The organism is Rhizobium sp. BR 317 (assembly GCF_047445835.1).
Lineage (GTDB): Bacteria > Pseudomonadota > Alphaproteobacteria > Rhizobiales > Rhizobiaceae > Rhizobium > Rhizobium paranaense.
The window spans coordinates 382,740-403,940 of sequence record NZ_JARWLB010000001.1 but is presented as its reverse complement, the minus strand read 5'-3'; the positions used below and the strand labels follow the sequence as shown (position 1 = coordinate 403,940).

The window sequence follows — 21,201 nt, the reverse complement described above, 5'->3', positions numbered from 1 at the left end:
CCGGAATCTTGCACATCAATTCTCCATACCAGATGGCTGGTTTTGCAATCTTAAGTTACCGGCAGCGTAAGAACAACTGATCCTTCGCTTTTTGCGGCGGTCTTCGGGCCGCCCTTTTTCATTGGAACCTACAATGGACCACGCGAAATTCTTCGCGGCGGTGCGTACCACCGTGTTCGGCGGGCGCCTGTCGACAAACCAAGTAAATGGCGCAGAGGCCCTCATTGATGCATGCGCGTCCCTGAGTGTGGTCGACGACCGCCATATCGCATACATCCTGGCAACACCGATGATCGAGACCGGCGGCACCTTCGTGCCGATCACGGAAAGCCTGAACTACAGCGCGGCGGCTCTGACTGCCAAGTTCGGCAATCGGATCACGGCGGCTCAAGCAAATCAATACGGGCGGACAGCTTCCCATCCTGCTGATCAGGAATCAATCGGCAACATCATCTATGGCGGGACGTGGGGCGCGAAGAACCTCGGCAACACCCAGCCAGGCGACGGTTATCTATTTCGCGGCCGCGGCCTCGTGCAGACAACCGGGCGCCGATTGTACGCTCTCTTCGGCCATGCCGATAACCCGGACGAGGTGTGCGACGTCAATGTCTCTGCCGCCATCATGGTCAAGGGCATGCGAGACGGCACGTTCACTGGCAAAAAGCTGTCTGATTATTTCAACGCGACGGTCACGGATTGGGTGAACGCCAGGCGGATCGTCAACGGCACGGATAGGGCCGACGACATCGCAGGCTACGCGAAGAAGTTCGCCGTTGCACTGGCGGCTGCCGCATGACCAGGAGCAAACGGCGTTTCACAAAATGGCTCGTCGGCGGCAATGTGTTGCTGGCCTGGTGCGCGATCTTTCTATCGATCATCTACGCGCAGGCCGGCGTCGTGGCAGCCAGTGCCTTCGGTCTGATTCTTACGCTCGCCGGCGGCTACATGGGAATTGGCCACATGGATCTTCGCCAACACCTAAGCAACGACAATCCGCCCGGTGACCATCAATGATAGCATTTCTCAGCACAAGCCTTGGGCGTTGGCTAGTCGGCGCGCTGGCTACCGTTCTGCTATTGGTGGGCGTGTACGTGCTCGCCGACCACCGAGGCTACCAGCGGGCCGCCACGGCCTACACGGCGCAGATAGCACAGATGAAGGCAGATGCTGCTACGGCGCGCGCCGACGAGATCGAGCGCCAGGACGCCGCGAACAATGCCGCCAAGGCCGCGGAAGCGGCAAGCATCGCACAGATGCAGGCTGACAACGAATCCCTACAAAACAAAATCGAGGAGCTCCAGCGTGAGGCCGATCAAGATCCTAATGCTGGCCGTGTTGTGCTTGACGCTCCCAGCGTGCGCCGCATCAACCAAGTACGTTAGCCCGCCGCCTGTGCCGCAATTGGTACAGCCGGATTCCGCTCTCACCAAAGATTGCGACGGGCCGGTAGACATCGGCGACGGCCAATTGCCGCAGGCCAAGCTCGAAAAGTTCTGGATAATGGACCGCAGCGCGCTTGTTGCTTGCCGCCGCGGTAAGGCCGCGTTGCGTGATTTCTACGCTAATCGAGATGCCAGACTAGCGTGGCAGAAATGACGCTAGAGGACATCATGAAATACGTGGGGTTCTTTCTCATGCTTGCCGGCTCCGGATGGGGCATCTGGTGGAAAATCTACGCCCAGGTTGAAAAGGTGAGGACGGACACCTTGAAGGAAATCGATGCGTTGCGCGAGGCCGACCAGGAAATGCGAGACGAGCTAGCTGAGCACAAGCTGCACACTGCTGAAACCTACATCACGAAGCAGGGACTGCGCGAGACCACCGACCAAATCATGGGCGCGATCAGCGGTGTGAAAACCGCCATTGATAACATGACGCTGCGCGTCGATCGCGTCGTCGAGAACCAAGCAAAGCCGCGCACCACGCGTGCTAGCTGACCGAGCCGCCCAGCCCTAACCGGTTGGGCGGCTTTTTTTATTTTGTACTTCTGGCCGTATGTCCGAGAGCTACGACAGCGAGGCCTCGGTGAGCGCTGTCCTAATTGGCGGCCTCATCGAGAGAAGAGGCAAAATCGTGAGAACTCAACATATTACCTTCGCATGGACGTCGTCGAACAAGGCGCGGAGCAATCGGCGAGTCAACCATAGGGCTGAACCTCGCGTCCGGATGGCCATTTATACCCGCCGCTCTGTTCAAATATTTCTACGGGGCATCTTGATGGCGCAACCAACGGTATGCCACGTTTCATCCGGGCGCAGAATCTGGACCGAGTGAACTTATGAACGAGGCTATAAAGACGAGGGTAATACGCTGGTTTGCGAACACCGCTGTCGTTCTCCTGTTAATTTGGATCCTCCTTTCAGCCCTATCGCTCTTCGCTAGAGGGTTTGGCTATGGGTTTGTGCCATCAGCGGACTGGGTATCTGCCACGAGTTCCTTTCGCATTGCTGCCGGTCTCGTCTCAGCGGTGCTATTGCCCTTGGGTGTCCTAAGGGGTTTGAACAGCATCGAAGGCGAACTTAAAAGGATAGGCGCGGTTTTGATTTCGCCTTTCTTGGGTTACTTCGTCGGGAGCACCCCGGTCGCCATCGGCGTTCCAATGATCGCCGCAGTATTCGCGGGTCATCACGTCGAGCTCCCTTACAAAATTTTGCAAGCTGACGGAGGAAGCCATAGAGGGTGCAGCTCGCCGGTGGACCTGCAGGGCCTACCTTGGATGTTCGAAAGCCTCTGCTGGGTCTCAAATGATCTGAGGCAGACCTTGAAACCTGGCGTGAAGATCATTGTAGAAGGCCGGGGCACCAGCTTGGGACTCTATGCCAGCAGTTTTCATCGGGTTGACCAGTAGCCGCGAATGGATCCGCACGGCGGCAAATCCAACATCGTGTTGAATTTGGCCATTTTAATCTTGAGCTTCCCCCTGTAGCATTGTCTTGACCAGGTTTGCGCTTTCCAGCGCGGAACCGATACCATGCTGCAACGCGTTCCTGTCGTCGCGGTCCTCCAGGGATCCAGCCGCCAATTCGACCAGACGAAGCTTGGTCAGTAGTTCGTTTATCAGGTCGATGGTCGCAGCTCTATCACGCATGATGGTCTCCAATGAAAGAACGCAAGGGGCAAAACACCTTCAGTTGGCGGCCCTTCCTTGGGTTCGGTTGTGTTTTGACCGGCGTTTGCGCCGATCGGCTAAATCTCTTCCGTCCGCAGGATGGAGTTGTCCTTCGGTTATTGAACCGATCTCCACCTGTAGACGCGCCGGTGAATGCGGGAAGAGTTTCGGGCCGTATTACGCGCCTAGTCGGGTGCTGACGTCTGTCCGGCCTTTTGCGCGACCGTTCATCCGTCGCTGGCCCGTATTGGAGTTCTCCAAATCAATGCGGCGCTCGAAGCACTCCGGAGCATACTGGTTTTCCCGACCCCGTCTCATCGACTGTTGCGCCATACCTTCCGTTTGACCTTCCTACATCTCGACGACCTCCTCTGGCCGGGCGGTTATGCCGCCACAGCTGGAGCTTTATAGACGCGCCCCTTTGCCATAAGTGCCCATACGATGCGGGCCATCTTGTTGGCGAGAGCGACTGTCACAAGCATGGGTGGCTTGCGGGCAAGTATGCGTAACGAACCTTCTGGAGTGCCGAGCTCGCGAGATCTGAGCTGACATCCATCGCATCGCGAACACCAGCCTCGACAAAAGCGTCGAGATGGACGCCCTTATCAAGTTGCCGGCAACTTGTCCGAGACCACCGCGGGCAAACGCTGGGTCTGCAATGCGATCGCTTAGCGCAGCAATCTTCACTGCAGAGAACGTAAGGCTGTCGATCTTGCGTTAGCCAAACCTAATCGCGGGTTCCCAATCCGATTATTGATTGGCGCTGGGACAGTCGCTCTAATCCTTTTGTCTGTAATACCATGCCGTCGGTTGCCGTGGCACAATGCCTGCCGGGGCAACGGTGTATGCAGAGTGGTTCGTTCCGTCCTAAGGTTCCTAATAACGCAGTTCCGCCCGGGAGAATGGCCTCTCCCAATCCAATGCTGCCGGGGACAAACTTCACCCCAAATACAGTTCCGCCCGGGGCAATGGCTTCCCCTCCGCCCGGGGCAATGACATATCCTACTACGCAATGGACTCCGGGACCGCAAACAAGATTTCCCCCTCAGCCCAACGGCCAAGGGTACAGCACTGGCAATCCAGCGCAGGGTTACGTTGGGCAGTGGGCACAGGTTCCACCTGTTCCAATGCTACGACAGTATATTTGCTGGATTAGCCAAACACAATACTGTAGGTTTCGAAGTTCTTCCGATTATTATAGTGGTGATGATTGCTATTGTCCTGACGCGTATGGTCAGGAATATTCCGGTTCGGTACAATGAGGCAAGTCTGTCCGTTTTATTTCGCACGAGGATCAAAGAACAGAAAATCGTTGAAGGAAAATAGGTGATGAGCGGAGAGGTATTGCCGCAATGCACGGGCGAGATTGTTAAAACCGTCGGGCTAGATGGCGATAAATTTCAGATCCTAGGTTCCGCGCTTAACTATTGCTATGCACGCAGCTATTTTGAAGCTGAAATCAGCCGCGAACAGGTCAGGCAGGCACTCTATCTTCGCCAAATCTTTGAGAATGAGGTAATGCTCTGGATGGTTGTCATAATCACCCTTTCCGGCGTGGTCTTGGCAGCCTTTCAACTACTCGCATCATACAAACTAGCGGTTCTTGGAAAAGATTCACTCAGTTCCGCTAGCGACTTAACAATAGAACACAATAAGATTGCGCTAAAATCGTCTGTGACAGGGTTGCTTATACTTACAGTTTCGCTAGCTTTCTTTGCTATATACGTCACGTTCGTCTTCACGCTGAGGGATCCGACAGCCGATGCGCACCAATCCAAGGCCGCCGAGCACCAAAGTTTGGTACAGCTTCCGGACGGCGCTGGCGGTAGCATTCAACCTGGTCGTGGGGCAGATGCGGCCCGGGGCGCCAAAGTACCTGACACAACGACTGTAAAAGCTACAGGCTCGCAGTGAGGGTGCCAATATCCGGTTTGAGTTTCGTCGCTCATAGCAGCGTCGACTCCTGACTAGGCGCCGACGCCATGACATCTCCTGGCAGCAACAGCAATTCGTCATCCGGTAACGGCCGCTGCAGCCGTTTCGCTTCCTCCCACGGCATGGTCATCCATAGTTCGAGTTCTTCCACGTTCCGAAGTATGACTGGCATCGCCTTTTCGTGAATTTCGCCGACGACCCGGTTGGACTCGGTCGTCAGGAATCCGTAGAGATCGATCGTTATCTCTCCCTCCTTGACCTTCCGAACCGATCGCCATTGCGGCACCCATATGCCGGCGAAGAACATGAGCGGCTGGTCCTCGCTTGCAGCAAACCAAGCGTTCGGAACACGGCTGCCTTCTACTCGGCTCCCGTAGTCCGGTTCAGCAAAGCGCGTGAACGGTACAACACAGCGGTTTTCGACGCCAAGCCAGCGCGTCCAATGTTTGCTGTCCGTGCGCCGGACGTTTGTCGTTCCGCCGTCTGGCTCCATCCTCAACAACTGGCCGAAATCAAATGGTGTGCCCTTTGCCTGGAGCTTGTCGGCGCGTTTTTTGGTGGCCTGCATGAGCGCCTGTTGCGAGCTGGGCAATCCCCATCTCACCATTGCCATTTCGCGGCCGGCCGAGGTGTTGCGCACGATCGGACCAAAGCGGTCTGGATAGACATCAAGCGATGGCTCAAGATTACCGATGCTGTCGATCATCGCTCTGGTGAACTGTCGGATGGCTTCTTGGTTCGTCGTGACGTTGTAGAGATTACACACTGCTTCAAGCTCCTCCGTTCGTTTGGGCCATCATCATCAAAAATGGTAGATGGTGTCTAGGATGACGCTCGGCTGCGTTATCGCTTTACGTCTTTCCAGACAGGACGCCTGAGCGTCTTGATCCTCACAAGGCGCCGGACGGTAATGCCGACAGCCCCCGGGCCGCTAACGGATTGCAGATCCGACGCCAGGTATTCTTTCTTACCGCATCGACTGCACCGAAACTGTCGCTCGATGCCCATGATCGGAAGATCACCGAAAATCTCGATGAGGTCGGCCGGCTCATATAGGTGCCTAATCCGGCACCATTTACATTTGATCTCTACATATTGGCGATCTTGGAAACTCGAAAGTTTCGGAAGCAGTGCGAGCTTCGAAGGCGACAGGTAGGCTGGTGGATGCGTTTCGGGCACTGACGTGTCTCAAGCTCGGCCAGCCGGCTGGCCTTCAGCGTCCTTCGACATGTTTTGTATCGATATCATGCCAGGCTCCATCACGCTTCTCCTTCAAAACTGGGCTTCCATCCTCGGGTAAAGCCGACGCTCATTCCGGATTCCACTAAGGCCAGCTGGCCACGGACGAATTGCAGCTCTTGCAACAGCGCGCCGATCGTCGCGCGGGCATCTCCGCCGCAAAGGGCAAGGGCTGCTTCAATGGGGTCGAATTCAGATTCTTCCGTCTCGACGGATACAGCGGACATTGGGCAAACATCTTCCTTCTCCTCTGTTGGCAGAGGAGTCTTCATAGTTGAAACAACTGGTTGGCGGAATTGATTGGCAGCGATTGCTGCCGTCAATATGTTCTTATTATGTTCTCGTTTGCCCCAGAGTCAAGGCTACTTGTTGAGCCGTGCTATCAAGTCGCCAACTTCCCCGTTTTCGATCATCATGAGCAGATGACGTCGGCCACCTCAATCAGGGCAGTCGTCATCTCCATCTCCTCCCAGGCCGGCGGCCACGGCCGCGCTCACGAGATCCCGCATTGCGACATGGATCGCGCCCTGGCATTCGAGGCGACGGTCGGGACCGCCGTGGGGTAGGGTAGGTGGAGGGACTCTGCGCATATGAAATCCGAATTGTGCAGCCACCGAGCGCGTACTTGGGTAAGGGCATCGGCGGCTGCTAGCGAGGAGGTCAAAACTCTACTCCCCATTACTGAACGTCGCGTGCGCGCCTTCGGGGCGGATTGGCATACCGTAATGGGGAAACGGGTTGCCCTGCCTGTCTGAACGGGTGGCACGTCCCATGGGAGTCGTACCCCTCTTCCCAGATTGAAAATCTAGTGTCCCAACGAACGGCGGATCGGCGCGCGGTCATCAACTAGACCACTTTGTTGCTAGCGTGGGGGCGAAGGTCGGCCACGAGGGAGTGGTCCACACCCGTGAGAGCATGCGGACGGAGGTCGGCGAGTCTCGCAGTTTCGTTGCTGCTCTTCGGACCGAGGACGGCAACTCCTGCGAGGAGCGCCAACCCGCTGACAACAGCAATGATTGCGTTGAGCGAAATGTTATTTGTCATGATTAGTGTCCTTTTCTTCTTGGTTTTAGCCGCTGATTCCTGCCTTTTCTCATCGAGCCACGATCGAAAATCATCATAGTCGTCGTCGCCCTGGTATTGGACATATTGCTCGAACTTGGAATTCGCTGCGACGAGCGCGTCGAGCAGCTGGGGGTAAAGATCACGCCTTCTAAAGCGTGACGCTACCCCGAGAGCGTTGAATGCCGCGGTATCGAGTTTGGGAAACAGATTCACCTGTTCCAAAGCCCATTGAAGATAGCCGGAAGTCTCCTCACGCTTGCGCATTTCTGCACCGTCGCGCTGATTGCGCGGCGTGGCATTCCAGATGACGACGAAGATGTTGCCGGAAGCCTTGCCTTTGACCAGCAAGGCACCAGGGGAGGCGTCATGTCGGAGTTCGTCGATAACGCATTGGAAGTGATGGCAAGCAGCCTCGGCGGCGATAGCCTTCCGCTTCGCATGCACGGATCTCGTCGAACTGGCGATCGCCATTTCGTAGAGGCCCGAAAAAAAGCGTGCTCCAACCTTAAAAGCTGGGTCCACGGTCGGCGCGCCCTGTTCAAGGACGATCTTTGCAAGATCGGCCATCGCACCAAATTCATGCTCGACAATGGATGTCTTGCCCGCATAAAGCAGGTCGTACAGCCTGCTTATCGGAAAGTGCCAGTCGTCACCCCAGGGCAGCATCCCATTGCTTGACAGAATACGCATCAGAGACTGCTCGTCTTTGACCCTGTATTCCGGATCCTCGTTAAGAATACGCCGCTGAACCCGTTCGCAGGGCCCACCTTGTTCTCGGATATCTACTTGTGACCACGTCGGCTTTGCCATCTCGATGATGCGAAGCACTTGATATGGAATGGCGAACAATCTCGACCTCCCGCCTACGCGAGCTTCTGTTTCGACAAACATAATATAGGTCACGATTGTGGCGGCGTCCCGGACTCAGACTCCGTCAAGAGTCCGGTCATGTCGACAGGACTGATGTGTGAGTTTGAATCGTCGATCCACGGGGTCGAAAAATGCCAGAAAATAGACGTTCTGGCGGATGCGCCGTCGGAATGGCGCCGGGTGACCGGCGTGAGGCTGGCCGGGGCGGCAACCCCGGCCTTAGACCCCGAGACGGCTGACCGACCCGAAATCCATTGCACCTTCAGGTTACCGCCTGTCGAGGCGTCCGGCAAGACGTTTCGACAACCGTCTCGGACCCTTTGGGGGTTCGATCAATGCAATCTGTTCTCGCGCGCTTCATCCTGCTGCTCGCCCTTAACGTTCTGCCGCCGAGCGCCTTCGTTTCCAGCAAAATTCTACAAGCGAACGATGGGCACCTCGCCATGCCTATTCTCGATTACCTCGCGGAGACCGAGGGCACGGACAAGGGTCGTGGCTACGAGGAAACACTGGGATACGGCGCTTATACCGGAGGCCCTGTTGTCCTCACCACACTTTCCATCAACGAGATCGACCGGCTCCAGACCCTGATGTTGCAGCATCCTGGGAACGTCTGGCACTCATCGGCAGTCGGAAGGTATCAAATCGTTCGAACGACGCTGCGAAGGCTTCGTAAGGACCTTCATCTTCGTGGCACCGAACGGTTCGACGCAGCGCTCCAGGACCGACTTGCACAGCGCCTTTTGGAACTGCGAGGTTATCGCGAATGGAAGATGGGTCTGATCTCGGACGCCGCTTTCCAAGCCAATCTCGCTCTTGAATGGGCTTCCTGGATCAATCCGCACACCAAAGAAGGTGCCTATCGAGGCCAGCGTTCTAACGCATCGCTCGCGAAGCAGCAGGCGGCTCTCAACGCTGTACGCACTCGATAATTCAAGCCGGAGTTTGACAAGAAGCACGCCCGCCCTGGTCAAATGGGAGGGCGTGCTCACTTCGATGGGCCCAGCTGGACCGCCCGCGCGATCGGGCGGGGTCGCACCCATCTTCCCAGAATGCCTAAGGGTTAGCCGGCGACGTGAACCGCAGAGTCGACTCTTTTAGATATCTCTGTTGAACTCATTGGATGACAAGGTCTCCGCGTAAGTCGTCTAAGCCGCTGCTCGCTGATCCGGATGCAACGGCTCAGAGCCGACCCCGCAAGCCCAGAGATCCGAAACAGCCGCGCTTGCCGCTCGATCCCATGCCGAGCCGCATAGAGCCGTGCCTGGCACTCTCAAGGAGCAAGCCGCCGATCGGCCCCGATTGGCTCTTCGAGATCAAATGGGATGGCTACCGGCTGGCCGTGCATGTCGAGTCGACCGGTGTCCGGATACTAACCCGCGGCGGTCTCAACTGGACGCACCGTTTCCCGGCGATAGTGGCCGCTGCGGCCGAGATCGGCACGACAGCGATACTGGACGGCGAGGCAGTAGTCTTCGACGAACAGGGCAGACCTGATTTCGGATTGCTGCAACAGTCGCTCGGCGGCCGCGGTGGAAAGCTGAGTTCCGGCTCGGCCATCTTCATGGCGTTCGATCTCCTGTATTTCGATGGCCACGATCTTCGATCGATGGAACTGTCGTCACGTCGACACCTGCTCGAAAGCATCGTACCGGCTGGAAGCTCGAGTGTTCTGAGATTGTCGGAAGTGTTTGATGGCGATGGCGCTGCGCTCTTCGATGCCGCGTGCGAGAATGGCCTTGAAGGGATCATCGCCAAGCGGACCGATGCTCCCTATCACTCCGATCGCCGCGGCGACTGGATCAAGGTCAAATGCGTCCAGAGCGCCAGTTTCATCATCGTCGGTTATGAGCCGTCGACGGCCGCGTTGGGCGGCATCGGACGGCTGCTGCTGGCGGCTTATAAGGGCGACGAGCTCGTCTATGTCGGCGGGGTAGGGACCGGCTTCAAAGAACGCGAGACGATGAAGCTGCGCAAAGATCTTGATAGCCTGAAGACTTCAAGGCCCGCGGTCGCGCTAAAGCGCAAAGGGGTCGTGTGGGTGCAGCCGACGCTCATCGCTGAGATCGAGTATCGTGCCTGGACACATGATGGAATGCTCCGTCATGCGTCGTACAAGGGGCTGAGGGAGAGGCAGGACAACGCCGAGGTGCACAGGATCTAGCCAAACCGGCGACGAGGTTTTGCCTGCCAGACGGAATTCCGGAACGGAGAAATTCTGGGATGCAAACCGAGGTGACCACCATGCGTAATAGAGCTGAGGCCATCGACCTGATAAACGAACTACTGACCATCCCTCGTTGCCGTCAGTGACGAATATAAGGTACAATCTGCCCAAATATTACTCGGAGAATTACATCGATGGGCAAATTTTTTATTGAGTTTGGAAAAACGCTCCGGGAATTTATTACGCACTGGGTAGTTGCTGGATTAATCGTGGTGGCGACGGGTTTTGCGCCAGAGGAATGGGTGGTCGCAATCATTCACGGAACCGGCGTTCCGGAGGCAGTCGCACATACCGGGCAGCTGGGAATTGACATTCGTACGGTTTGCATTGTTGTTGGGATGCTGATTGTAATCGCTAGCGTTATTTTCACTGCCGGGAAAATAATCCCAAAGTCTATTTCAGGTTATAGTGAGATCGTAGGCACGGGCCCGCATCACGTATACTATTCTGTTCCCTTTCAGTTTATTCCCACATTGGACTTACAAATCGAACCAACAAAAAACGGGACCAGCTATGCCGTCGATTGGAAAGATCTCATTCAGAGGGCGGATGGATTTTCATTGGATGTAACCGCTATATCAAATTCTCGACAGACCCTACGGTGGAGGGCGACGGGTATACCACTATCAAAAGTCAAACTTAGTCGCGCAGAGCAATCCGACTAGCATTGCCGCACCCACTAACACTGCGGCATCTCCCTGGGACAGATGCCATCACTCGCACGTTCTTCAGCGGCAGGAATAGCAACTCATCATCCGTCTTCCCCTACGCCGAAGCCCACACCGGCACCACAGGCACTCGCCAATGCCGGCCTTCATCGCCTCTGTGAGCCGCGGTCGGCGACAGACCTTTGCGGCGTACCAGCCTTGAAGCTGGCCATCCAATTGTCAACGTCATGCACGTCATAACGCTGCATACGAACTCCGTCTCCGAGAGAGATCGGACGCACGGGGCAAACGCCACCAAACGTCGCGACGCTCAGGCCGCAGTATTGTGCGGCCTGGCTTTTGGTCAGGAGGCGAGGGGAGTTGCGGTTATTCCTGGGGAGGCTCATTGTCGTGTTCCGCCAACATCTTCTTTATGCGATCCACATTCGTACCGCGGCTTTTTACGGCCCAGTATTCGCGCTCAGCTCTGTCGAGCCATGGCTGCATTGAAGGACCATACCGGTCCACCAGTTGCGCGGCGATCAAAAGGAGCGACCCGACCTCTTTTAGGTTCGGTGGGTCGGAGATTTTTGACATCTTAACCTCCAAGCAAGAATGAACACTGCGTCGACGGCACTGATGGACAAGATCTTTTCGATGTCGGCCATGGTGGCGTGAGAAGCTTGTCGAGAATGTCTGAAGAGTTTGTCATGGATCTCCCCGCTTTGATTTGACCTTCTTTGTGCGGTCACGTTTCCACATGCCAAGCCTTTCTTCTCCATCCGGTGCAGCGGCATTGAAACCAGCCGTGATCCCGAAATACCCGTCATAAAATCTCTTCACTAGCGGTACGGGCCGGCCGTCGTGAAGCGGATCGATGCGAGGGAAGCCTTTGCGCTCGAGTTGCGGGATGACAGCTTTCACGAACATCACGGCTCTTTCCTTGCCTACGATGGCAATGGCAATTTCCCGGTCGCTCGCAAATAGGGGAAGCTTGTCAAGTAGATCCGTCATTCACCTCGCCCCCACTTCACATGCCGCCGACTGTGGGCAAGCGGATCTTCCCACCATGGCAATGCGCGCCATATGTCCGGCACCGGCAGCTTGTTTATTGCTTCGATAAGCGGCGCCTGCGGCACATTGGTGTAGTGCCGGCTCATGTCGTTGGCTGCGTGCCCCAAGATCTGGTCTTTAATGTGCGGGTGGACGCCAGCGACAACAAGTTCTGTCGAGCAGGAGTGCCGGCCGGTGTAGGGGGACACATCGGTTATATCCACTCCCTTTCTAGCAAGACGCTTCCGTGCGCCGACAATGCCATTGCTAAGTTGGCCACCCCACTCCGGAGAGATTGTGTAGGGCTGCCCCTTGAAGGTCCGAAACACTTTCTGGATGCGATCTTTCCGGGGCAGGAGAGCCTCGAATAGCGGGACAAGAAACTCGTGCATGGGGACGCCCCGAGGCTCACCTACTTTGCTATTGCGAATGATGATCCAACGGCCAGCGATGTCGACGTCTTTCTCCTCCAGTGTGAAAAGCTCGATCGGTCGCATGCCGGTGTAAAACAAGGTCGTCATGACCATGGCAGGAGCAGGTGACATGGCGGCCACGAAGTGTGCTGCACGGTCATAGGGCACGGGTCTAGTGCCGCTCCGAGTCTCTGCTCGGTGACGTGTCGTTCCTTTCGGTTTACGCGGCCGTGACCATTGCCGAATATCAGCCCAATCGTTCCTGACTGCATGGTTCCACACAGCAATGAATGGCGTGTAGCATTGCCGATTTCGCGTTTCCGGTTGCGCATTCGGATGAAGCGTGCGAGCGGCCTCATCGAGATCGTTCTGTCGGAGTTTTCGAAGATGCTTCATGCCGAGGTGCTTGCGGAGCGGTGATAGGAACCTCGGTGACCCGCCGCCCTTCAGGTACGATTCCGCCGCTTGATCAAACGTGGCGTTGACTTTCCTTCCGAATATGCTCTCGTCGAGGACCTCTTTGCTGCGAACGGTGAGAATGAGTTCGGCGGCTTCCCGGTCGGCAATTCCAGTGCTTTCATAAACCGAAATGCCACGTATCGTTCCGCGCAGCCACCAGTTCGGAGAGTCTTTTCTCCTGATAAGTTTGAGGACCACTGGACACCTCCGAGCAAGAGAAAACCAGTTGCCGCCGGCACGAATGCCGACCGCTTTGTTACTAGTCTCCTCTTTGTGGTGGTGTGCGGGTTGGTGAGGCCGCAGGTAGAAGCTATTGGCACGAGATGGCGCGGTCAAGACGCTGAGCTCAATAGAGTTATTGAACGGCCACGTGATCTCGTGGCAGCAGCGTGACGTCAATCGGCCACCCGACCCCGTTCTAAAACTAACGGCGGTCGCGTTCTGCGCTGGTCTGTATAGTATCGGTGGCGACAATCAAGTCCGACCGATCACTGAGAAAAGATTGCCTTTAGCTTCTCAATGTCGGCTTGCCTTATATCAGTCGGCACTTCGCTTGCTGGATGAGCCATGAACCACTCCCGTGCTATCCGCAAACGATCGCCATGCGGCGCTGGATAGGCACCCAGACGCAAGATCCATTCGCGCACGGTCTCTCGCTCCGTGAGACCCCTTTCGTATCGGTCGCAGACGGTTTTTGCTGATGCTATCAGATCGTTGATTTTCGACATGTCGGCGGCTCTCGTGTCAGCCACCACTGCCCGGCCCACCGTCACCTTCCAAGAATTCCGGATATTGAATAACTTCTGAGTCATCGGTGTCGACCGTGGAGCCTGACAGCTGCACCAATCGTACGCCAGGGCCGCCAGATCCGGAGTAAGCCCCGTCGAGAAAAACCACGCCGGCAGATGCTAGTGCGCGCACCACTGCGGCCACGTTGTTTGGCATGCCGCTGATTTGCGCTGCGCTGGCCTCCATGCGCCGCAGCGTGGGTGCGGAGACCTTAGCCAGTTCGGCGAGTTCGACTTGGCCAATGCCGAGCAGAGCTCGCGCTGCCGCAAGCTGTCGGCCGGTAATGTGATTAAAATCGCTCACTGTGATAAATTTCGCTTGACGCGTCCTCTGTTGATGGTATTAGTTATCACCGTGAGCGATTTTAATCAACATGAAGGAGCGCCTACTTTGACCACTCATAAGCACATAAGCGCCGCCGACAGAACTCTCCTGCCGCGCGGTCTCATTCAGAGACAGGCGGCCAAAGCCGCTTCATACGAATTTCAATTTGAGATCGGCGAGCAGGTTAGGCTGCTGGCCACAAACGAGCTCTGCATCATCTCCGGACGGATACAGGCAATGGATTGCCAAGACGAGTATGTCGTCCAGTTGGCGGACAGCGATGCTGCGCCGTTGTGGGTGCTGGAACATGAGATCGCGCGCGTTGCCACCGATCGCCCGCGGCGCCTGTATTGCGCGACGTGGAAATTTGAGATTGGCAGCCGAGTTATGATGGGTAACGTTCCTGCCATCGTTGTTAGTCGCCAACGCTCAGCCTTTGGGCGTGAAATCTACCAAATTGCAGTCACAGGTAACGCCGAGGGCAGGCCGTTCCGGCACGTCTTGGCTAGTGGCTTGGAGCCAAACTGAGCGCGGCGCCATGGATTGGTTGACTTACAAGACGTGGCGCAGGGGAGAGTTTTACGAGTTTCTAGGCGGTCTCTTTTGACCGCCGCGACGCGAGGCGAATGTGCCAGCGTCAGCCCGCTGCTGCAGCCGCATGTCGGCAGCGGGATCTTTGCCAATGGCCGGCGCGATCACCACCTGCGCCCACACAAGCAGCGCGCCGGCCATCAATTTGCCACCACAAAGCGCGCCGTCGGCTTTATCAGCCGGCGGCTTTTTTCACGATATTGTAACTCTGCCCCCAATGTCAGCGACGACTGCAGCTACTTCTGGCGGCGATCTTGCAACGCGTCAATCAATCGATGCACCTTCTCCGTTGCATAGACGATGTCCTCTCGGGCAAATGCACCGTGATTTCGCGGGCTACGGCAACATGAAGCTAATCATCCAGACCCACGCGTCGAGCTGCCCGAGCAGCCGGCCAAATGGGTCAAGCTTACTGGCGATGACCGCTTCTTCCACGCGCTCGGCTATCTCCTGCACTCGTTCCGGATCCGCGACTACGTCGCCAGCCAGGTCGAACAGGATGAGCGCCAGATGTCACTGCTTTTCGGCCTCATCTCCACAGTGCAGCAGCGTGAACCCGGGTTAGTTTCAGATCTCGCGTTCGATCGCCAACTCTACTGGCAAATCTTTAAAGGGACAGCCGTCCCGCTAAACGGCGCGCAACACTTTTCGAAGTTCATCCATCTTGGCACCCCAGGCCTTCTGGACGCCACGGGCCGCAGCAAGCTCAAGAATTGCAATGCGTTCCTTGTTCCTTTCATCCACTGGCGCCAACCCGCTCGGCGTAAACACGGGAATAGTCGGGATCTTGTCAGCGTCGGCGGCAATCTCGGCGCCGCCAAGGACAGCTGCAATAGCCTTCTCAACTACGCCTGTCCCCCAGGGCATTTTCTTGCCAGGGTTTTCAAGGCATACCCAGTCACCGCGCTCAACCGATTGGCTTCCAGAAAATCCAATGGCGAAATCTCCAGAAATATTTGTGTACGTCAAGACATCCCTGCGGCAGTGGTGGTCGCCTTCTTTTTGAGTACTTGTCAATACCTTCCTTGGTGCCGTGTTTAATGTAGAAATTCTCGTATTTATCTGAGTACCTAGGTTATTAACCGAAGCCGGCAAGCTTCTTGGATTTTTTGGATCCAGCCATCTTTCTATCTGCGCAGCAAATCGAGAATAATACTCGCGCTGAGACAGCAAGGGGAAATTTATCATCTTAAATGAAACAATCGAGATGGCGATGCCATGAGCAAAAAACGGGAAAACGCCAAAGTCCACTTCTCCAATTCGCACTGTCGTTTGCGGAGCCGATTGAGCCAGATTTACCCATCTTGCCTTGATTACTTCATTTGTTTGGTCCGGTGCATTTGCCAGCGCCGAATACTCGGTCCAGTATGCGGTTATGTCTCGCCCGTATGACTGCGCCCAGCCATTTAAGATGGCTTGGTCAATGTACAATTTAAGACTGGCAATTTGCTTTAGAATTTCGAATTCTAACTGTATAACCTCTTCCAATGCCATTTGAATATCTTTTAGTTGCTTCACCATTTCCGCGCTACTTACCAAACCAGCAATTCCGGATACTATCCCCACAATAGAGGAGATAATGCTAAGGACGAGCGGAACCTCTTCCCACCCCTGAGCGAAAACTCTAATCGGTCTAAGAACTGCGCTCCCGGCGAACGCGCCAGTGCTGGCAAGTAACTGCCGCCTCGAAAGAGAAAATGACGACATGACTATTTCCTCCACTTTAGCCGACCACCGAAGAATAGAGCCGAGATTGCTCCAAAAGGAGGATAGTCGGGCTGATGTCCCAGCGAGTGGTGTAGCTCGGTTGATCGTCGAGCTTTCCGGTCGGGCCGGGAACGGGTCAATTGCAGCGGACAAGTTGATGAGCGGATCATCGCTCATTGTGGCGATCGTCTCAAGTGGTTGTGGTTGAACAACCCAACCCTACCGGAAAAAACCGATGACCACTGCTACCCTGCTACACGCCCCGGGACGTCATCGCCTTGAGAGAATCGAATTCGACGGCGAGAGCGTCAGCAATCCAGAACTGCACGGTACAGTTCGCTTCGGCATAGTCTGAAAGGGCTTTGAGTGGATCTAGGGCCATGCAGTGAGACATCGTTGTCTGTTCGTTGGCTACCGCTACGAGGTCGCCATATCAGTCCATCAGAGCGCACCGTCGGATCTCACCAGCCGGCGGCCTCGCCTACGCACGCCTTGCTACAGAGGAAGAGAACCGGCTCACCAATCTTGCCGCAGCGATCGCAAGTCACTCCCGGCACTAGGCAGCTACTTGCAAGGGAAGACCTCTTTCATGGCATACAGCAGCACAAGGCTGTAAAAGGAGTCCCGCCCTGTGCCTGCCTGAGGGTGCTCCTTCACGTAACTGGCTAGAAAACTCACATATTGATCAGCCGTAATGGACATAGTGTCTGGCGGGCAAAAGAGCCTCGGCTGCCCGCGCTGTCCAAGAACGGCGTTCGCCGCTGCTAACCCGCTCCCAGCGCCGAGCACAAGTTCTTTCCAGGTGCCATCCTTTTGGGCGAACTTGATCACGGCGTTGATCGACTGATCATCGTCTGCGCCGGCGGGACCAGCAAGACAGAGCAGTCCGAGTATTCCCCACGCCACGAACCGCATATGCAAACCGCCCATCAATTGCGCCCGGCAACCTTCTTACAACCGGCCTCACCAACAGTCCATCCTCACTCCGGCGAAGCACCAATGCCCTGGCGAATGCGAAAACTTTCTTCTCTTCATAGTTGATTTATTTTGGCCAGTTAGCGCAGTATGTGCGGACATCAAAGGGGGCGTAGATGTTTCGTGTTCTTCCGCTGGTAGTATACATTGGCACGATCGCGGTTGCGATTGTGTGCATGTTCCCGTCATCGCCGGCGGCCGCACGCTTCGGCGATGCAAATTCCGACGGCCCACGCTCCAACGGTGGTGGTGTAGCGACACAGTATGCAGTCGTGCGCAACGGCAAGTACGAAGAGCTCTGACCCCGGGTTTGCGCCAAATTTCTCAATGTTTTCTTGCGCGCTTGCGCGCACGCGAGGGGAATCCTGTGTTAGCGATATCTGTTGTGGAGGCGGACCGCTTCGTAGGCCGCACGCCATGGAGGTGCAAGCACCCCCATGATCCAGGAGCGCGCGGCCGTCAGCGACCTTGCACGACCTTGATGATGTTTGGCGACGGTACCTGTGTTCTCACGAACGTTTCGACTTCTTCGCTCGTGATCTTGCCTGCCGTCAGACCATTGACGACCCGGCGACAGACCACCGCCATCGGATCGTTGGCGCTGACGTTTGCCATAGCGGCAATAGCCTGCTTTTGCTTTGCCGTAACATTTCCGGAGCGGCAACTAGCGTAGAAATTTTCTCTGAGCGTAGGGCTTCCTTGCAAGGCCGTCTTAACGGCTTCGGATTTTTGAGCCCGCTGCTCGGGCGTGCAGGCGGTAAGAGATGCTAAGGCAGAGGCAAAAGCCAGAATATGCAGGTATTTCATAAACGCTCCCAAGTAATTGCTTTGGAAGTGGTAGCGCGAATTGATTGGAGAAGAGTTAAATCATTGCGTGCATGTTTTGTCTTCGAATTGTTAGCTGGCGGCGGTGGAGATTGGGGGTGCGCGGTACGTCAATGCCGTAGCGGGATGTCCGAGATTACGACCTTCATCGAGGCGTCTATTACCTTTCTGCTTTCGAGAAGGCTTACTAACGCTTCCTTTATTTCGGTAGGAAATTGGGTCGGCCCAACGATTATCGAATCGATTAACTCATGCAGTTCAATGCCAAGAAGCTGTTCTTCCGGAACGTTCTTAAGTGGAATCTTGTATATTTTTTGCGGTATGCCGCCAACTGACTGAATATCGGGCTTTATCCGCGTGGATTCGAGTAGGCTCGGGCTATATATAATTCGCCATTCTCTCTCTTCGGCAAATCCAGGGTGTTTAGTGCAAAGCGTCGCCATGCGAAACATGTCGAAAAACTGGGAAATCAATCGCTGTTCTCCAAGATTGTGAACAAATTCCAAGTTCTCTACAAATCCATCTAGCACGCGGCCAAACTCTTCGCTGAACTGGATTTTGTTCAAATAGGAGACCGGTGAAGAGTAAGCACGTAACGCATCTGTGGGATTGATCAGTGGAGCGCCTTTCAAAATCATCGCCACACCTGCCGAACCGCCGTAAGCCCGCCACATCGATAACCTGCCGATTTTATCCTCAGATGCATCGTGCTCTGAAATGCAAGCAATGAATGTGCCATTTCTAAAAGCGGGGAGCCACGCGTTAAACCGCTCCTCAATTTTCGCGCAAAAGCCAGGAAACACAGATTCGAAAATTGCTTCCAAGCGGCTCTTCTTTTCCTTGTATGCAAAATTGAGACACTCGAAGCCATGTTCAATTTCCATGAAGTCGTTCATGGCTGTCGACTTTCTCATCCAAACCTCCTCGCCTTGGATGATTCTCATCGCAGTATCTGCGCTGGTATAGTGCGAGAATCGTGCCGCCGACACGAAAGTATTTACGATTTTTTCGAATGCATATGGATGAAACAACCTGAGGATTTTTAGTTCTGTTTCATCGTAGCCGGGAAGGAAGTTCGAGGTCATAGTGATCTCCGCGCCGATGCTCGGGACTCTGCCTCTGGTTGATTTGCGGCGTCAATAGAGACACGTATTGATTAACTGCTTTTTATGCGCGCCATCGACCTTCTTTTCATTATCATTCGCCGCCTCTGGCCGCGGTCTGCCGGTGAGGCGCGTGAATTCTTCCCATGACAGGCGCCGGCCGCGGAGGGGGCGATCGGGATTGATTTCGGTGTTGGTCATGCACGGCGCGTCGTGCTGTCGCCGCGTTTCAGATCTCGCAGCGTGATGCGATACGCCGTGACCGCGATTTGCAGGATGCCCCGCGCACAGGTGGCGAGTATCGCGGATTTTGTGCCAGGCAGACCCATGCGGAATGGTCGGCGTGCTTCCGAGAATGGCTTTATGTAGTTGAAAGATGGCGTCCTGCTGAATATCGATAGCCTGCATCACGCCCCAAAATTCGATGTAAGCCAGCATGGGATCAGGGGAGAAGTCGCGACCCATGTGGGTGTACACGGCTTCCGCCGTGTCCTGTACGAGGTACATAGACGTGTAATAGGCAGCGTACGCGTCCCTGTTCACATCAAGAAAGAAGTGCTGCGGACCGGCCAATGAGTTATGAAATTGGTTGTAAATCGCAGCTTGTAAGGCCATGATTCTGTTCATTGGTGCTTGGCTTCCCCGTGGAAATACCGATCCCGACCAACTTTAAGCAGGTTGCAAGAATGGATGGGGCGGTTTCTTTGGAAGGTCAGAATGTTTTGAGATCAAATAGTCAATCCATTTTTGATTGTAGGTATAGTCATTGTGCGATGCGTGATAAATACAAAAATTTCTGTCTGTTTTTTCTGGTGCTTTTGATACTTTGGCGGGCCGCACCTTTGCCACTTGCCATGCTTGCGTGTGGTCGGCCATCGTGAATTTCTTTCCTGCCTTCTTTACCGCCGCCACCACATCACCAGGCTTGAAGGGGTATAGATCATCTGCAATTTTGAATTTTTGCAGGACGTTGTGAATCTGCCTACCTTCCTCAGAATCAGGGTGGACAAACTGGATGTGAGCTTTTCCCTTAGATGCGCTATCAAGCGTGTAAACCACTTTAAACTGGTATTCGATGTCGTTTAGCTCTTCTTCCGACTTTCCAACAGCGAGCGCCGCGTCGAGCGCCCTGATGTTTTCTGGAATATCAAATTGGTGAAGGTCCACGGCTTGACCCATTGCAATTTTTCCAAATTGCAGCGCTATCGAAAGATTGTGTTGAAGGCTGACGCGCGGGCCGTGAAGATCAGTGATGGTCTTATCAAAATTAAGGCAGCAAGCTTGAAATAGGGAAAGCCATTTTCCGTCACTATGACCAAACAAATTATGCTCAACAGCGTCGCGTATTTCTTTCAATGCGCTCAGGTTCTGCTTGATGCCTTTGCTGAGTTGGCAATCAGGCCTCGATAACATATGGCTGAGGGAGAAGGTTGTTCCATCAGCATTCAGAATCGATACCTTTTTCACTCGTTCATAGTAATCGTGCATAAGATAGGTCCAAGCAACATTTGCGAGCACAGCAAATACTTCTGTCTTGAACCGATATGCGCCATTATTGAAAATGGTGACAGCCAGTATCATCGCCTCTCGGGCGCGTATAAGACGCTCATGATAATACGGGTTCAGACCCGTTACAGGATCAAAGCTCCTTTTTCTTCTCACGTAAGCCGTGATCATATCGTCGCTTGCCGGCAAGACGGCCGCTTTCTTTACTCCTGAAATTCGGCCGAAGTTTACGGTTGCATCACGCTCATAATTTATCAGTGCGTGAATATCTTGATTACGCTCGCCTTTCATCAGAAGAGCCTTGATAATGCTCTTCTCCTCCGCGGTAAGGCCATTCCCTTTTTTTGGCAAAGGTTCCTCCATC

General features: G+C 55.0%; 26 protein-coding genes and 1 pseudogene. 12 read left to right on the top strand and 15 right to left on the bottom strand.

What is annotated here, in order from left to right; genetic code table 11:
• The first annotated feature begins 133 nt into the window (after positions 1–133).
• The 5 genes from QD357_RS01960 (at position 134) to QD357_RS01940 (ending at position 2,848) form a co-directional block, all read left to right on the top strand.
• Entirely contained in the window at positions 134–796 is a 663-nt protein-coding gene (locus tag QD357_RS01960) for a hypothetical protein (protein ID WP_414123968.1), read from the top strand.
• Positions 793–1,014 carry a hypothetical protein gene (locus QD357_RS01955; protein WP_414123967.1) on the top strand — a complete coding sequence of 74 codons (222 nt, stop codon included), beginning with the start codon at positions 793–795 and terminating at the stop codon, positions 1,012–1,014. The genes QD357_RS01960 and QD357_RS01955 overlap by 4 nt, the downstream gene beginning before the upstream one ends.
• On the top strand, positions 1,011–1,382 hold the full coding sequence (locus QD357_RS01950; RefSeq protein ID WP_414123966.1) for a hypothetical protein: 372 nt from the start codon (positions 1,011–1,013) through the stop codon (positions 1,380–1,382). The genes QD357_RS01955 and QD357_RS01950 overlap by 4 nt, the downstream gene beginning before the upstream one ends.
• 228 nt (positions 1,383–1,610) lie before the next feature.
• Positions 1,611–1,937, top strand: coding sequence for a hypothetical protein (locus tag QD357_RS01945; RefSeq protein ID WP_414123965.1), 327 nt, complete (start codon positions 1,611–1,613; stop codon positions 1,935–1,937).
• Positions 1,938–2,497: 560 nt separating this feature from the next.
• Positions 2,498–2,848, top strand: coding sequence for a hypothetical protein (locus tag QD357_RS01940; protein WP_414123964.1), 351 nt, complete (start codon positions 2,498–2,500; stop codon positions 2,846–2,848).
• A 54-nt stretch (positions 2,849–2,902) separates the two neighbouring features.
• Here QD357_RS01940 and QD357_RS01935 read toward each other — a convergent pair whose 3' ends face one another.
• Positions 2,903–3,088, bottom strand: coding sequence for a hypothetical protein (locus tag QD357_RS01935; RefSeq protein WP_414123963.1), 186 nt, complete (start codon positions 3,086–3,088; stop codon positions 2,903–2,905).
• A 404-nt stretch (positions 3,089–3,492) separates the two neighbouring features.
• Positions 3,493–3,612 (bottom strand): annotated as a pseudogene (locus QD357_RS01930) (IS110 family transposase); the annotation flags it as partial.
• Positions 3,613–4,438: 826 nt separating this feature from the next.
• Between QD357_RS01930 and QD357_RS01925 the strand changes: the two are divergent.
• The gene (locus QD357_RS01925; protein WP_414123962.1) at positions 4,439–5,023 is read left to right on the top strand and encodes a hypothetical protein; all 585 of its coding nucleotides are present in this window, start codon (positions 4,439–4,441) and stop codon (positions 5,021–5,023) included.
• Positions 5,024–5,054: 31 nt separating this feature from the next.
• On the opposite strand, the gene QD357_RS01920 is transcribed toward QD357_RS01925, so the two are convergent.
• The 3 genes from QD357_RS01920 to QD357_RS01910 form a co-directional block, all read right to left on the bottom strand.
• Complete coding sequence (locus QD357_RS01920; RefSeq protein WP_414123961.1) at positions 5,055–5,810, bottom strand: SOS response-associated peptidase family protein; 756 nt, start codon at positions 5,808–5,810, stop codon at positions 5,055–5,057.
• 493 nt (positions 5,811–6,303) lie between these two features.
• Entirely contained in the window at positions 6,304–6,606 is a 303-nt protein-coding gene (locus tag QD357_RS01915; RefSeq protein WP_414123960.1) for a dehydrogenase, read from the bottom strand.
• Positions 6,607–7,129: 523 nt separating this feature from the next.
• A complete protein-coding gene (locus QD357_RS01910; RefSeq protein WP_414123959.1) occupies positions 7,130–8,197 on the bottom strand; it encodes a hypothetical protein in 1,068 nt (355 codons plus the stop codon).
• Positions 8,198–8,553: 356 nt separating this feature from the next.
• Here QD357_RS01910 and QD357_RS01905 point away from each other — a divergent pair, with 356 nt between their 5' ends.
• From QD357_RS01905 to QD357_RS01895, 3 genes are all read left to right on the top strand, one after another.
• Positions 8,554–9,150, top strand: a complete 597-nt coding sequence (locus QD357_RS01905; RefSeq protein ID WP_414123958.1) for a hypothetical protein — start codon at positions 8,554–8,556, stop codon at positions 9,148–9,150.
• 191 nt (positions 9,151–9,341) lie between these two features.
• Complete coding sequence (gene ligD / locus QD357_RS01900; RefSeq protein WP_414123957.1) at positions 9,342–10,382, top strand: non-homologous end-joining DNA ligase; 1,041 nt, start codon at positions 9,342–9,344, stop codon at positions 10,380–10,382.
• A 197-nt stretch (positions 10,383–10,579) separates the two neighbouring features.
• The gene (locus QD357_RS01895) at positions 10,580–11,110 is read left to right on the top strand and encodes a hypothetical protein (protein ID WP_414123956.1); all 531 of its coding nucleotides are present in this window, start codon (positions 10,580–10,582) and stop codon (positions 11,108–11,110) included.
• Between the two features lie 369 nt (positions 11,111–11,479).
• Here QD357_RS01895 and QD357_RS01890 read toward each other — a convergent pair whose 3' ends face one another.
• The 4 genes from QD357_RS01890 to QD357_RS01875 all read right to left on the bottom strand — a co-directional run bounded on the left by QD357_RS01890 (position 11,480) and on the right by QD357_RS01875 (position 13,745).
• Positions 11,480–11,689: a hypothetical protein gene (locus QD357_RS01890; RefSeq protein WP_414123955.1), complete on the bottom strand. Its 210-nt coding sequence runs from the start codon at positions 11,687–11,689 to the stop codon at positions 11,480–11,482.
• Between the two features lie 111 nt (positions 11,690–11,800).
• Positions 11,801–12,106: a hypothetical protein gene (locus QD357_RS01885; RefSeq protein WP_414123954.1), complete on the bottom strand. Its 306-nt coding sequence runs from the start codon at positions 12,104–12,106 to the stop codon at positions 11,801–11,803.
• A complete protein-coding gene (locus QD357_RS01880) occupies positions 12,103–13,215 on the bottom strand; it encodes a tyrosine-type recombinase/integrase (RefSeq protein ID WP_414123953.1) in 1,113 nt (370 codons plus the stop codon). Before QD357_RS01880 ends, QD357_RS01885 begins: the two co-directional genes overlap by 4 nt.
• Before the next feature lie 290 nt (positions 13,216–13,505).
• Entirely contained in the window at positions 13,506–13,745 is a 240-nt protein-coding gene (locus QD357_RS01875) for a hypothetical protein (RefSeq protein ID WP_414123952.1), read from the bottom strand.
• A 295-nt stretch (positions 13,746–14,040) separates the two neighbouring features.
• On the opposite strand from QD357_RS01875, the gene QD357_RS01870 reads away from it, so the two are divergent.
• On the top strand, positions 14,041–14,658 hold the full coding sequence (locus tag QD357_RS01870; RefSeq protein ID WP_414123951.1) for a hypothetical protein: 618 nt from the start codon (positions 14,041–14,043) through the stop codon (positions 14,656–14,658).
• 75 nt (positions 14,659–14,733) lie between these two features.
• Positions 14,734–15,018: a hypothetical protein gene (locus QD357_RS01865; RefSeq protein WP_414123950.1), complete on the top strand. Its 285-nt coding sequence runs from the start codon at positions 14,734–14,736 to the stop codon at positions 15,016–15,018.
• Positions 15,019–15,348: 330 nt separating this feature from the next.
• Here the strand turns inward: QD357_RS01865 and QD357_RS01860 are convergent, their stop codons facing one another.
• Positions 15,349–16,605, bottom strand: a complete 1,257-nt coding sequence (locus QD357_RS01860; RefSeq protein ID WP_414123949.1) for a hypothetical protein — start codon at positions 16,603–16,605, stop codon at positions 15,349–15,351.
• 387 nt (positions 16,606–16,992) lie between these two features.
• The gene (locus QD357_RS01855; protein ID WP_414123948.1) at positions 16,993–17,358 is read right to left on the bottom strand and encodes a hypothetical protein; all 366 of its coding nucleotides are present in this window, start codon (positions 17,356–17,358) and stop codon (positions 16,993–16,995) included.
• A 161-nt stretch (positions 17,359–17,519) separates the two neighbouring features.
• On the opposite strand from QD357_RS01855, the gene QD357_RS01850 reads away from it, so the two are divergent.
• Positions 17,520–17,705 carry a hypothetical protein gene (locus QD357_RS01850; protein WP_414123947.1) on the top strand — a complete coding sequence of 62 codons (186 nt, stop codon included), beginning with the start codon at positions 17,520–17,522 and terminating at the stop codon, positions 17,703–17,705.
• Between the two features lie 157 nt (positions 17,706–17,862).
• Here QD357_RS01850 and QD357_RS01845 read toward each other — a convergent pair whose 3' ends face one another.
• From QD357_RS01845 to QD357_RS01830, 4 genes are all read right to left on the bottom strand, one after another.
• Complete coding sequence (locus QD357_RS01845) at positions 17,863–18,210, bottom strand: hypothetical protein (RefSeq protein WP_414123946.1); 348 nt, start codon at positions 18,208–18,210, stop codon at positions 17,863–17,865.
• 128 nt (positions 18,211–18,338) lie between these two features.
• Positions 18,339–19,313 (bottom strand): DUF2971 domain-containing protein, encoded by a 975-nt coding sequence (locus tag QD357_RS01840; protein ID WP_414123945.1) that lies wholly within the window; start codon positions 19,311–19,313, stop codon positions 18,339–18,341.
• A 51-nt stretch (positions 19,314–19,364) separates the two neighbouring features.
• On the bottom strand, positions 19,365–19,958 hold the full coding sequence (locus tag QD357_RS01835; protein WP_414123944.1) for a hypothetical protein: 594 nt from the start codon (positions 19,956–19,958) through the stop codon (positions 19,365–19,367).
• Positions 19,959–20,000: 42 nt separating this feature from the next.
• A complete protein-coding gene (locus QD357_RS01830; protein ID WP_414123943.1) occupies positions 20,001–21,188 on the bottom strand; it encodes a DUF3644 domain-containing protein in 1,188 nt (395 codons plus the stop codon).
• Positions 21,189–21,201 lie beyond the last annotated feature (13 nt).